This window comes from Ralstonia pickettii, assembly GCF_001699815.1.
Taxonomy (GTDB): domain Bacteria; phylum Pseudomonadota; class Gammaproteobacteria; order Burkholderiales; family Burkholderiaceae; genus Ralstonia; species Ralstonia thomasii.
The window spans coordinates 72,815-85,575 of the sequence record NZ_MCGB01000097.1 but is presented as its reverse complement, the minus strand read 5'-3'; the positions used below and the strand labels follow the sequence as shown (position 1 = coordinate 85,575).

The window sequence follows — 12,761 nt, the reverse complement described above, 5'->3', positions numbered from 1 at the left end:
CCCGGTATGACGAACGATGCGACTGCCGCCGCAATGCACAGGGCGATCACGCCCAATGAAACCGATCGATTGAATGGTGCAATCACCCCCAGGCTGAAAGCCGACATGAAGAGCACTCCGATGAGTGCCAATCCGATTTGGCCAAGTAGTGTTGTTGGCATAGCCTGCGCCCTTGTTTTATTCACCCTTTCCTTCTACCTGCGTAGCCGACGCGCGAAGCGCACACACGCCGAAAGAAGTTCCTAGCCGGTCTACGTAGTCGCAAACTGTTGGCAGTGTTAGTTTGATTCGCCTTTCACAAGGCGCAGAAGGCGCGCTCGCTCGGTTTCGCGCGGCCCAATAGCAGCGGGCACGCCATATCCAACCGGCGCGGCCTTGGCCCACATGCCCATCAGCCGCTCCCGATCAGCGAGCATGATCGCCCCACGCTCTTTCACCGCATCACGAACGGCTGCGCGGTACACGGGTGAGCCCGCCGTATAGCCGTCCGCCAGGATGCGGTACGTCACGGCATCAACTTCGCGGCGTTGCTCTGCGGGATTCGAGATGACGCCAAATAGCACCAGCACCGCATTCAGTGCGATCGCCACGGCGGCGCATTGCACCATGAGGGCGAGAATCCGCCACCTGAGTGGCTTTTTGGGCTTGGGTTCGGGGTTCATTGTGTGCACCAGACATTCCGAATGGTCGTTCGTACGCTCTCACAACGCAGACGCGCGACTTCGCACGGCAAAGGCCGTGGGCGCACTGGTGGCACGCCCACGACCTCAACTCGACACGGCGCCGCCATCACCGGGAGCTTAAGCACGGCGAGGCTCATCTGCTCGCTTGCGAGGACCGCGCCAGACCTGGAAGACACCCACCGCCCCCAAGCCTGTGGCCACGACAAGAGCCGCAAACATCGACCGCTGCAGCACGCGAATGGTGCTCTCGGCACCGGCGATCGCTCGATAGACCTCCTCCGCGATCGGGCCCGGCGTGCTGGCAAGCAGCGTATTGAAGAGCACCAGCTCCAGTTCGTGCGTGGCCGAAACCAGTTGATCCGCCAACACGAGCGCAACGCTTGGAGCTGACATCAGGGCCGTCAGTAACAGTCGGCCCAATCCCCGCTTCGCGCGCTGACGCAGAAAAGGCGCCCCGGCACCACGCCAATGCTCCGTCCCGATGTTATGTCTCCCCGCGTTCATCGCGCTGGCTTAGGGGGCCGGGAGGGCTTCGGGCTTGACCGCTGACTCGCCATTCAAGGGCAGACCACTTCCCTTGTGCATGCCATCGCGAATCAGATTGGCCAGCAGCACTTCCACGAGAGTACCGCCACCACTACCGCTGCCGCCGGTTGCAACGACATCCGGCACCAGCTTCATCCCGGAGCCGGCAAGCGCCTCCGCGACCTGGACGACGGCGTAGTTGCCGCTCTCCATCGAGTCGATCTTCTGCTTGATGACGCTGGCCTCCGCGGTACCGATGGCCTCGACCTTCGCGGCCTCCGCTTCACCCACCAGCCTGACCACCTTGGCGTCCGCTTCCGCGTTGATCGTCTTAGCTTGCGCTTCACCCTCGGCCTGCTTCACCGCCGCCCGAGCGTTGAACTCCGAGATGGACACCTGACGCTCTGCGTCGACCACCTTCGCCTGGGTATTGGCCAGGGCCGTCGCTTGCTCCAGCTCCTGACGGACGGCTTGGGCTTGCTTCTGGGTTTCGAACGTGACTCTCTCCTGCTCGGCCTGCTTCCGGTCGGTCAGGGTCTGCATCAGCTGCTCGGGTGGCACGATGTCGCCGATCAGCGTGTCAACCGCGCCGACGTTGTACTCAGCCAGCGCGTCACCGATGGCCTTTCGGGCGTCGTCCTGACGCTTCGACCGCTCACGCAGGAAGTCGATGATGTCGGAGGCCTGGGCGCTGTTACGGAAGTAGTTGCCAATGGTCGGTTCAAGGACCTGCGTCACCAGCGCGGACATATCACCGAATCGGGCAATGACCTTCGGAGCATCGTTGCGCGGAATGTGGATGATCTGGCTGACATCGAGGTTGAACTTGAAGCCATCTGCCGAGCGTACCGTGATGGTCGACAGATTGGCGTCGAGCTTGTGGGCCTCCGATTTCCCTGCCGCCCAGTTCAGCACGACGTTTGCGGTCGGCACATTGCGGATCTTGTGGGTGTAGGGATTGATCGGATACTTGCCCGGATCGAGCGGCTCGGCCCATACTCCCTTCTCACCACGCGAGACGAGGTTGGCATGCTTGAAGGAATCGCCGGAAACGTCCCGTCCCTCGTTGCCGACATAGGCGATCACCACGCCGACGTGGGCAATCGGTACCTCGGTCATATCGACGACGTCAACGGTGGCGAAGCGCGGGTTGATGAAGTAGCGGCCGGCGAGGAGCACCTGTTCCTGCAAACCCTTGCAGCCCCCGTTCTGGATGAACGCCTGCGGATTCTGGAACATGTTGTGGTCAGGCACTTCCGGGCCAGCGATTTCGCCCCGCCCCAAGGGCTTGCCTTCGCGCGTAGTCACGATGCCGACTTTGTTGTCGGGAATGTCCACCACTTCGGCCACATTGACATCGAAGAGTACCGGGTTGATGCGATAGGAACCCGGGGCGATGATGCCACTCTGCGGCCCACGCTCACCACCGTTTTCCAGGAACGAAGCGCCATCCTGGTAGGAGTCACACACTACCTGCTTGGCGATTACGCGGCCCGCCGGCAACGGTGAGCCGTCACGGGCTTCCACGACGCCGATCTGGCTGGGCGGGATCGTGATGGTATCCGCGAGCGTGACCTTGAACAGCAGGGGATTGACCCGATACGTGCCCGGCGGAATTACATCGATCTGCGGGCCACGTTGGCCATCTCCCTCGAGGAACTGCCGCGCGTCCTGAAACATGTCGCAGTTGATGCGTTTCGCAAGAATGCGGCCGCTCGGCAGAGGATGGCCGTCACAGGCTTCGACGACCCCAACCTTCCCCACCGGGATCGTCACGAACTTCTTCAGCTCAACTGCGTACTGCCACGGCCAGAGCGCCCAATGGAGGCCCGGGGCGAGCGTGTCCGCCTGGTAACCAGCTTCGCCGGTCAGCGCCAAGATGCGCCCGTCGGGGAGACTGCGGTTTGAGCCGAAGAGAACGAATTTCTTCGTCACGACGCCAATGCTGTCATCGGGGACGATGATGACGCCAAACAGCCAGAGCACTTGGCGGTAGGCTGCTGCGATACTGATCACTGCGATTGCACCCACAATCTGCCAAATATGACCGAGGAGGTAATCCATAGAGAAATCCAGGTTCTTGTGTGTTCTGCACTGCCAGGAACATGTTCCTGGTCAGGAGTTGCAAACCCTTTGGGGGCAACGGCGTTGTGCGCGCAAACCTTGGCACCGCCGCAACACGATTATGTCTGTCGCGCAGAACAGAATGATCGACAAGAGCCCTGTTTTTTCTGCCGCCTTTCTTCGGATTCAATGGCTGGCATCGGGTATGGGCTTGGCCGGCCCACTATCCGAACACTGGCACTGCGAGCACTTCACCGAGGACGCGTCCGGCAGTAGCTGCTCCCCCCAGGCGGCAGGAAGAAGCTCGGTGCGTTCTCGCTCTTCGCCTCTTCGATCATCTCGCGTCCCCGCTTGCTCAAGATTTCGAACGTGTCAGGAGTAGCGCCCGAGACTGTCATCTGTCGAGATAGCCAGCGCTTCGAGCCCCATGGCAGCTGCAGCAGCATCCGAGGCTCTCTGATCCGGAGCGTCATCGCCCCAGTTCCCGGACGTCCCAGCGCCCGAGAATTGTCCATGTGAATCAGTCGGCATGCCATGATGATACGAGTTGAGCGCACTGAGTAGCAGCGTTCTCAGGCTGGTCGGAACATCTGTCGCCATGTACAGCCAGAGATCAAAATCATCGCTGTCGCTGGACAGCTTGTCGCTTCCGACGAACTGCTGTCTGGAAGGCATTGAACTGGTCTGCTGACGACGAGAATTCAATGCTGTCCTCTCGCGAGCAACATCGGCAATCTTCCTGATCTGTGCCTCTGCCTGGGCGGGCAACGGCACCTTCTTGGCTTTCACCTGCCCAAGCAGGGCGAGCAGATCCGCGCTCTGCTCGGCGGAAGCCGTGGACTGGGCAATGTGCGCATCCAGCTCCGCGTTGGTGCGCTCTATCTCGGCGTCAATGCGAGGCAACCCATGCCCGCACCGGGAATGAGTTCCCGGTGGGATGAAAGCCAAGATGCCCCGAAGAACGTGGCAAGGCCTGTTGGTAGCACCGTGTGGCGCGGAATCGATGCGCGAGAAGCGCGAGATAAGAAGGCAGGATATTCGATGCAAAGGAACACGCACCAGAGGCACGTTCTGCGCACTCCTAGGCAACCTCGCGCAGCGGCTGCAGCACAACATCCCGGTCGACTCTCAATGCCGCTCAGAAAGAAAAAAGGCCATCCTTCGGAGGATGGCCATGTTCAATCAAGCAGCAATTCGCGGCGGCTTCTGCGCCTTGCGCATACTCGGCACGTACCCGAATCGCGCCCATGCCTCCGGGTCTACCGGGAGCGGACTCGTGCGCCCCGCTTCGAGATTTACAAACACACCGCTGTACTGCAGCGTCCCGGTGCGGAACAATGTCCAAAGCAAATTGAAGGCTTGCACTGCAATCGCCTGGTTGATGACCAGCGACTGCTTGCGCAGCGCATCCTCCATCGAACAAGACGGCGCCGTGTCCTTTGCATCGCGCTTCGGATCAATCAGCTCAGGAAACAGGTCGCCGACGTGAGGTAGGCGATGTTCAGCCCGGCCGCGAACTTGGCCAAGGATGACTTGACCACGATCGGTCTCATTGCCGCAATCGAGATAGTAGCCGCCCGTGCCGCGTTGCATGGCCTTGAGGATGGCCTTTCGCGCCGCCCTCGTATCCACACATCCAACGACCAAATCACAGCAGAACCGATCATTGGCATTGATACGCTGCACTTCCGCCTGCCAGTTGGTGCCCATGAGCACATTCAACCGATTGACCAGAAGAGCAGCCTTGTGCCGACCGACATCCGCTGGATAGAAGCCCTGGCGGCCGACGTTGCTCTCACTGACCGTGTCATCGTCATAGACGACACAGTCGATACCACCGGGATGGCCAAGTTCGAGCATGGCGTGATGGAGCCGCGCCAGACTTGGGATAACCGCACTCCCCGTTCCGCCGGCGCCTACTACAGCAATGCGCCATGCCCGCTCTGTCATCGCGCGAGGGATGCTATGCGTCATTTTGGTCACACAACCTCCCGAATGCCGAACTTCTGCCTCCAGGCGGCCGGTATGTCGTGGACACGTTCGAAGATGCCCTTGACGCACAACCTTAACGCCATGGACGGGCGAATGCTTGCGCAGTTGCCCAGCACGAACGCAAATTTCACGTCGTGCCTGTCGTCCTGATTGTCGGTTCCCGAGAAGAAGGCTTCAAACGTGCCATGGGAATGGCAGTCCATGACCAAGTGCTCGTTTTCCTGCAGCACCGGCCGGTCGTAACGCAGATGTCCGGAGCCGTGATCCAAGATTGCGACAGGGACGAGCCGGAACTCGCACGAGACGCCATTCCAGACGATCCAAGCACCGGTTTCGTTCGGCATCGACGCACGCGCCATCTCGCCAAACTGGCCAACCAGTTCAGCTGGAAGTTGACCGCATGGCAACTCGGTCTCCTCATTGACAGTCCCGTAGGGGACGGCAGTTTCGACTTCGTAGCTTGCGATCTTGCGAACTACCCGCAGCCACGGGCGAACCACTTCGAGGAACACGCCGTTGGTTCCCACCAGCAGGCGTTCACCACTACCAGACAATGGTGTCAGGCTACCGAATTTCGGCACCATGATCGTCGGGAAAGACGCTTGCAGCGTCATGTCCATCGGATGCATTTCAACCTCCAACTTTGCCGGCGATGAGATCACCGAGCGATTTCTTCAACGGAATGAGCACTTCCTTCGGGTACTCGGCAAAGTTGCCATCGAGCATCTCCTTCCAGAAGGCGTACACACCTCTTTCGAACTTGACGCGTTGGGCGCCGCGGTTTGGATGCGTGAAGGCCGACGAGAAGAAGGCTTCTTCCCAACCGGCAATCGAAGCGACATCGATCTGCTTCGGAACCTGCGCAGAGCCGATGCAAATCCTTCCCACGTCCCACGTATTGAAGTACGGCGGCTCGTGCAGCATGGATTCCGGCGTCGGCCTGACGTCCTCCATCAAGGCAAACACGCTGAACCCGTCATTGGCCGCCTGGAACACCAAGCCCGGGTGCGGCACTACCGCACTGCGCGTACCCAATTCTTTGCATTGAAAGAACACCCGGCGAATCGCCGGCGGGCACCACCACGTTACGGCGCGCGTGCTCACGGACAGTACGTTCGGCGTCAGGAACTCGCCCTTCGGCAACGCTGACAAAGCAACCTGGGTCACAGCGTGAATGAGTGCTCGCCGATTGAGCGGAACACCCGGGCCGATTGCAGGCTTTCGAGTCCCCGCCTCGTGAGTGATGCGGTGTGCCGTCGAGTATGTGAACTGCCCCTCGGCCGGCCCATACAGCAAAATGGCCCCTTGCAGGGCCACGTCATGAGACCGACTGGCGGTCAAGATCTTGGCCATGGGGCCTCCTATCGTGAAATGATGGTCAGTAATTGGTCGAGAGCCTTTACGATCTCGAACATGCGCGACAGGTCCTCATACTGCTTGGGCACCTGTTGCGGGTCGCTCGCCAGCGGAATCAGCACCTGGTACATCGTCGCCTCTCCGCTATTGCTAATGCATTCGAAATGGTCATCCAGCAGTTCGCCGATCCACTCTTCGGAAAACACCGCAATGGAAGCGGCCGAATATGCAGGTTCGGCCCATTGCGAATGTTCGAAGAGCTTCGAGCCCTTGGCGCGCTGCAGTGCATCTTCCAGCTGCAGCATCGCGCGGCATACCCGCTGAATCCAGCGACTTGACGAACGCGCCAGCTCCAGCACCTCCGACCTCTTGAGAACGGACCGCCGAGGGCCTTTCCGGCCCTTGCGCTTGCCGCGCTCGGGGAACATTTCTTCCGGCGCCAGGACCGGACGAACATTGGAAGGCAGGTAGCGCTCGATGTCCTCACTGTCAGCCCCAAGGCGATCAGCAAGACTCTCCCTCGCGTTCTCGTCGGACACACCCTCATCCCAATCCCACCACCACCTGGCGAACATCTCCAGGAAGTAACTCGGTGTGCGCAAGAAGAGCGAGTTGCAGGACGCTTCGTTGATCAGCGCCATCACAGAGCACAAGAGCCCGGGGTGGGCGCGCTGCAGTGGGTGCATCCGTGCGCCAATCTCGAAGATCTGCTCATGAGGCAACTCGATCGCCAAGTACAACGGCGCCGAGAGGTCCGTCTCCCATCCAAACTGATCGACCTGATCGCGTGCTGCCGCCTGGTCGAGCAAAGCGAACCCAAACAGAAGCCGCTTGCACGTCGGTGTGCGTCGCCGCAGCCACGCGAACATCGCCTCTGCGAACATGTCACCAGCATTGCCGCTGGAGCGAGCGTCGCGCGGCGAGAGCGGACCAGCCTCGAAATGCGCCCGTATCAGACCGGTAAGGTCTCCCTCGTCGGTATGCCGAAGGCGTGCAATCGCTGGAACGCATTGTGAAATGGCCGGGAGTGTTAGAAAACCATCGGCAGCTCTATGTCCGGCAGGGGAATCGAATCGACATGCCGCCCCGCCGGTGAGGCTTTCACTGAAGCCTGATAAACCTTGGCAAGAATCGAACAACACGATTCCACCTCCTCATCATGTAGAAAAACCGCCCTATCGGGCGGTTTCTCAGTTCCATTGATGCTGACCGGATCGGCCAACGCATTCATCAGATCGCGCTTACGCATGGTTGCCCTTTGCGCCCGCGGCACGCACGAACTTGTACACAGCGTTTTCCCCCTTGTACTCCGGACCCTCCACGGCTGCCGTGGTGAGTTCGGGATACTGGGCGGTGTACATGTCGCGCACTTGGTCCGGAGTGAACTGCGTTCCCGGATCGGCAAGCGTCATGCCGTTGTAGGAAAACTCGCGCTTGACCGTGTTGATGGTGATAGCCATGGCTTCTCCTTAACCGAGCAGATCAGCGAGGGAGGTGCCAGACGATTTTTTGTCGCCTTGCGCATCTTTAGCTGACGAACTCGTGCTACCGGACGTCGTTTCAGTGACCTCAACATCGACCACACCATCGTCATCGTCGTCGTCCATGCCTTTCGACTTGGGCGCCGGCAACTTCGGATTGGCGCGATTGGATGTCGCGAGGGCCTTGGTCGCCTTGTTCGACTGAGCAGCGGTAGCCGCTTGAATCACCGCCTTCGTGGACTCGACCTGTTCGGCGAGACCCTGGCGGGCCTGCGTCACACCACCGATCGCATTGGCAAACTCAGCATCCAACTCCGCCGGCGTGGCCGTCAGAGCAATCGGCGCAACCAGGGCTGCGTCGTCCGGCTTGCTGACGGTCGGCGCGACGACCACGGTCATCTCGTCACCCTGCATTGAAAGGGTGATAACAACCTTGTCGCTCGCCTTCACGAGCGGCACCAGTTCTTGAAACATAGGGATTTCCTTGAAAATGAATGGGATGGGGAAGCGAGGCGTGGTCAGAACTTCAAGACCTTGGGCACCTTGCCCGTGTAGTCAAACCCGTCTACCTTGAGGAGGGCCTCAATGACTTCGAGCTTCGATTGGTTGAACAGCTTGGAAAAGCGATCGCCGAGCGCGTTGCGCATGCCCAGCTCGTCGGCGAGAGCCTTCAACTCCGATTTGGTCAGGAGTTCCAGAAAATCCTTGGATTTCTGAAGGTTCCAGTGCTTGGTCAGGTCGAGCGCGTGGTACTTGCAGAGCGACGTCAAGACAGGCACATCGATTCCTTCGATCGCGGCAAGCGCGAGCGAGATCGTCAGATTGAGCCGCTTGTCAGTAGCCAGGCCGGCCACAGAGATAAGGTTCTTCGAGAGATCGGTGGGAGAGCTGGTCTCGTCCGCGATCCGTTCAAAGAGCGTCCCCATCTTGTCGCTGGTGATGGTGCGTGCATGACCGGACAGCGAAAGTGCGAGGAGATAGTGGTTGGCCGTTGCTTCGTTGGCCGCCACCTCCCGGCGTAGCGCCTTGCGCCACACCCCTTGTCGGTAGGTCTTCACCTTGTCCGACTCGGCAATCGACGTGGCCGCGTGTTCGGCCTTTCCGCCCTTGTCCGCGCCCTCCTTGGCCGGCGCGGCTTTGGGGCCCTTAACAGTAGACGGCGCTTCAGCGCGCTCGGCCTTGATCCTCGCTGCAACCTTCTTGGCATTGCAGGACGGATCAAAACACTGACCACGGAAGACCTTGCCCAGGCTGTCCGGCAGACCACTCACCGCGGCGCCGAAATTCTGGCAGCCGTGACATGCTTTCGCCTGTTCGGCACCGACTCCCGTCGGTCCCTCCACCTGCAATTGCACGCGCGTGTGGTTGTCGCCAGCGCGGACGATACGGATAACCGGGTATTCGTCCTTCAGGCCGTACGAGATACCTTCCAGCTGCGTCTCGGTCTTGCCCTTGTAGCAGGTCGGGTTGGTACAGCTACCGGAGGAAATCGCCTCGGAAAACATCACCGACTGCAATTCCGAGTTGTGCGCGCATGTCGCACACTCGCTCTTGTCGAAGATCGCGTCCTTCAGGTTGCAGGCAGCTTGTTCGATGGCCTTCTTGAGGTCCGCCACCGTCTTTTTCTCTTGCAGAATGATCGGCAAGAACAGGTCCTGCTTTTCCTTCGTCAGGGTCGCAAGCAGCTCGGCATGCCCAAGCTGGATGGAACGCGTGTTCAGCGCGTCCAGCACCGCAGGACTGCAGTTCATTAGCGCCAGCCGGCGGTCGAGGGTCGATCGCGGCCAGCCGAGTTGGCGGGCAGCTTCATCGCGGTCACCTTTCAGGTCCCCAACGATGTCCGCGGCCGCAACGGCTTCTTCAGACGGCGCCATGTCGGCGCGCTGAACGTTCTCGATGAGCGCCAGCCGGCGCGCTTCCCCTTCCGTCATCTCACGGATGACAACGGGCATGTCGTAATCGTCACCGCAGGCAGCTTTCGCCCCACGGTACCGGCGCTCGCCAGCGACCAGTTCGTAGGTGCCGTCCTCAAGAGGGCGCACCAGTACAGGTTGAATTACGCCATCCTCACGGATGGACTCCGTGATCTCCGCCATTTTCGCGGGATCGAAGTACTTCCGGGGGTTCTTGCCCGGCCGGATTTGGCCGAGTTTGACGGTGACGCTCTGTTGGTTTTCTTGCATTTGTGGGTTCTCCAGGGATGGAAAAGGGGAACCCGTTGCCGCACCGGGAACAGGTTCCCGATGGGATGGAAAATGAAAGCGAGGGCCACCGAACCGCTGGCCCTCGGACAACCGCGAGACGCTGCGCGTCCTGCGATCAGGAGATCGATGCGTCAAAGACGCGGAGTGAGCTTTGAGAATACCGGAAACACGTCTGCGGTGCCAGACAGCGGATCCCCCTCCGCAGATGGGGACCCGCTCTTGCGCGAGGCCGGCCAGTGGCCAACCTAGAACAACGACAATTGCTCACGTTGCCGGGCAATTTCAGCGTGCTGTTGCGGCACCGCTTCAATGATGGCCGGCGCTTGCGGCGGTTCAATCGCCTCCAGAATCGACAGGACCGTACCCATTTCTGCGGGCACGAAATTGCGTTCGGAATCAACGGGCGGGGAGGTTTCCTGGCTACGCTCACGCGCAGCCAGTTTCCGGTTCCACCCGCCAAGCACGTGCGCTGGTGTGTACCAAACCTCGCGCTCCTCAAGCATCAATGAGTTGCCAAGGATGACAACCGCAGGGATATGGAGCAAGGCCAGCTGCACATACGTCATGTGTACGCACCGTGGATCGATATCGATGCACGTTGCATGCATGGCCGTCTGGTAGTTGTGGCCCGCCTGATGCATAGCCTCCGCCATTGCGATCACCATGCCACCAGCGCCGCAGGTTGGCTCCATCACGGTGATGAAGCCATGTTCCGCGACGTCCGGATCATGGTCATTGACCTGCATCGCAGCCATCATGCTGGATACCGAATAGGGCGTGAAAAACTGCCCCGCCCTATCGTTGCCCAGCTCAAGCAGCATGTAGGTGTGACCAAGCACATCGCCAAAGCCACCGGCGACTCTGACCGGCGCCGGCGACCCGGGAAGGACATCAGTCATCCGGCGCTCGTAAGTGAGCACGAGGTGGCCAAGCATCTTCGGGAACTGGTCCACTTCTTCTTTGGTGTACTTCTTGACGATCTCCATGTACCGAGCCTCTCGGCCGTCTCGCTGAGCGAGATCGACCGCATTGCTGAGGCTCAGTGCGGACATCTCAACGAAGTCGGAGAACACATCGCTTGCGCGGTGACGGTACCCGAAGGCCTTGATCAAATCGACCAAGGCCTTTTGGTGTTCGTCGGCGGTCTCCAGGTGCCGGCGTTGTGCTGCCCTGCTCATTGCAGAGCCCCAACTCGCACATTGAAGCGCTGGTTCAGCGATGCGCAAAAGGCATCCATGTCGGGGACCGCGCCAATAGCCAGAGCGGCTTTGATGTCGGCTTCAGCGACCCGGAGTTCCGATTCCACATCGATAGTCGATGCCACACTAGTCGAAGCATTGCTGCGCACAGTCTCCACAACAGCACGTGCAATTCGCACACAGAACAGCTCGAACTCGTGTGTTACCTCAGCTTCTTTCCTGATCCGCGTTGCACGCAACGATGGATCGAGGATTGGCAAGGCCTCCTGTTCGAAACGAGCCACCACCAGGTAGCTTTCGAAGGCTTTGAGCTGTGCTTCTTTGAAACGCTGAATAACGGCGTTGAACATGGAACGTCTCCAGAAAATGGACGAGAGACGTCCCTGCTGGGACGGCTCCCAGCGGGGAAGAAGATGGAACGACCTGACCGACCAGCGCTAACGAATCGGCGTGCGTAGGCACACCGCGACGTAGCGAAGTTCGCTCAGGTGTTCAAGGGAAAGACCGGCCGCAGAATGCGAACGATAGGCCGACACGTGCAGTGTCGGAGATGAAACCGGACCCTACAGCTGTGGGGGAAACAAGATGTAGGCCGCCCAGATGGCGGTCAAAATCGATGCGTCGTAGACGCGGCAAACCGTTTCAGAATATCGCAGTTGCTCTGCATTTTCCAGCAGCTGCGCGCACGCGCGCCCAGCCCGCTACCACCTTCCTGGCATCGGCCGCGTCATTGCAGCGCTCCGCAAGCGATTGACGACGGCCCAGCGATAGTGGTCCTTCTCCTCTGGTTCTTGCATCCCTGAGAAGTCTGGCATCAACCCCGCCAGCAGGCCCGGTGCGTCCTCACGAAGCACGCCGTCAGCGATGAGCTTGTTGCGTAGTAGCTTGGAGACGCTCCAGCCAATCTCCTTGAACGCCACATAGTCCCAACGAGCTGGAATGAGGTCCTCGCTGAACCACGCTTCGCCGCCGTGCCCAACAACCCCCACCACAGTGTGGTGTATGCCTTGCGAATCCGAATGCACGCGCGCCTCGAACCGCAGCACATGCGGCTCCGGGAACCAGAAGACGCGATCCAGCATGCGCGCGAAGGCCTGCGCCTCAATGCTGGCCAGTGCCTGGTCTTCAGCCTCCCCAAACTGGGAGCAGGGTTCGGCCTTTGGGCGGCCGCCTATTTCAACTTCTCGCATGTCGTGTGCTGTGGTGTGGGAATGCGGCGAAAGCCCACGCGAATATCGAGCTTTTGCTTGATTCGAT

At 60.1% G+C, this 12,761-nt stretch carries 15 protein-coding genes; all 15 read right to left on the bottom strand.

Features of this window, described 5'->3' with window-relative positions; genetic code table 11:
* Window positions 1–278 precede the first annotated feature (278 nt).
* Entirely contained in the window at window positions 279–662 is a 384-nt protein-coding gene (locus BEK68_RS21230; RefSeq protein ID WP_012435687.1) for a hypothetical protein, read from the bottom strand.
* Between the two features lie 138 nt (window positions 663–800).
* On the bottom strand, window positions 801–1,076 hold the full coding sequence (locus BEK68_RS21225; RefSeq protein ID WP_225694722.1) for a hypothetical protein: 276 nt from the start codon (window positions 1,074–1,076) through the stop codon (window positions 801–803).
* A gap of 120 nt (window positions 1,077–1,196) precedes the next feature.
* Window positions 1,197–3,272, bottom strand: coding sequence for an SPFH domain-containing protein (locus tag BEK68_RS21220; protein ID WP_012435685.1), 2,076 nt, complete (start codon window positions 3,270–3,272; stop codon window positions 1,197–1,199).
* 372 nt (window positions 3,273–3,644) lie between these two features.
* Complete coding sequence (locus BEK68_RS25610; protein ID WP_021197371.1) at window positions 3,645–4,175, bottom strand: hypothetical protein; 531 nt, start codon at window positions 4,173–4,175, stop codon at window positions 3,645–3,647.
* 279 nt (window positions 4,176–4,454) lie between these two features.
* Complete coding sequence (locus tag BEK68_RS21210; RefSeq protein ID WP_029674028.1) at window positions 4,455–5,246, bottom strand: PRTRC system ThiF family protein; 792 nt, start codon at window positions 5,244–5,246, stop codon at window positions 4,455–4,457.
* Between the two features lie 5 nt (window positions 5,247–5,251).
* Complete coding sequence (locus BEK68_RS21205; protein WP_012435682.1) at window positions 5,252–5,893, bottom strand: PRTRC system protein A; 642 nt, start codon at window positions 5,891–5,893, stop codon at window positions 5,252–5,254.
* 1 nt (window position 5,894) lies between these two features.
* Window positions 5,895–6,617 carry a PRTRC system protein B gene (locus tag BEK68_RS21200; RefSeq protein ID WP_012435681.1) on the bottom strand — a complete coding sequence of 241 codons (723 nt, stop codon included), beginning with the start codon at window positions 6,615–6,617 and terminating at the stop codon, window positions 5,895–5,897.
* Window positions 6,618–6,625: 8 nt separating this feature from the next.
* Window positions 6,626–7,618 (bottom strand): PRTRC system protein F, encoded by a 993-nt coding sequence (locus tag BEK68_RS21195; protein WP_235180687.1) that lies wholly within the window; start codon window positions 7,616–7,618, stop codon window positions 6,626–6,628.
* Between the two features lie 32 nt (window positions 7,619–7,650).
* On the bottom strand, window positions 7,651–7,869 hold the full coding sequence (locus tag BEK68_RS26290; protein ID WP_012435679.1) for a hypothetical protein: 219 nt from the start codon (window positions 7,867–7,869) through the stop codon (window positions 7,651–7,653).
* Window positions 7,862–8,080, bottom strand: coding sequence for a PRTRC system protein C (locus BEK68_RS21190; RefSeq protein ID WP_012435678.1), 219 nt, complete (start codon window positions 8,078–8,080; stop codon window positions 7,862–7,864). The genes BEK68_RS26290 and BEK68_RS21190 overlap by 8 nt, the downstream gene beginning before the upstream one ends.
* A 9-nt stretch (window positions 8,081–8,089) precedes the next feature.
* Complete coding sequence (locus tag BEK68_RS21185) at window positions 8,090–8,575, bottom strand: PRTRC system protein E (protein WP_012435677.1); 486 nt, start codon at window positions 8,573–8,575, stop codon at window positions 8,090–8,092.
* A gap of 44 nt (window positions 8,576–8,619) precedes the next feature.
* Window positions 8,620–10,284, bottom strand: coding sequence for a PRTRC system ParB family protein (locus tag BEK68_RS21180; protein WP_012435676.1), 1,665 nt, complete (start codon window positions 10,282–10,284; stop codon window positions 8,620–8,622).
* Between the two features lie 266 nt (window positions 10,285–10,550).
* Complete coding sequence (locus BEK68_RS21175; protein WP_012435675.1) at window positions 10,551–11,483, bottom strand: N-6 DNA methylase; 933 nt, start codon at window positions 11,481–11,483, stop codon at window positions 10,551–10,553.
* Window positions 11,480–11,854: a hypothetical protein gene (locus BEK68_RS21170; protein ID WP_012435674.1), complete on the bottom strand. Its 375-nt coding sequence runs from the start codon at window positions 11,852–11,854 to the stop codon at window positions 11,480–11,482. The genes BEK68_RS21175 and BEK68_RS21170 overlap by 4 nt, the downstream gene beginning before the upstream one ends.
* 351 nt (window positions 11,855–12,205) lie before the next feature.
* The gene (locus BEK68_RS21165; RefSeq protein WP_012435671.1) at window positions 12,206–12,694 is read right to left on the bottom strand and encodes a hypothetical protein; all 489 of its coding nucleotides are present in this window, start codon (window positions 12,692–12,694) and stop codon (window positions 12,206–12,208) included.
* Between the last annotated feature and the right edge of the window lie 67 nt (window positions 12,695–12,761).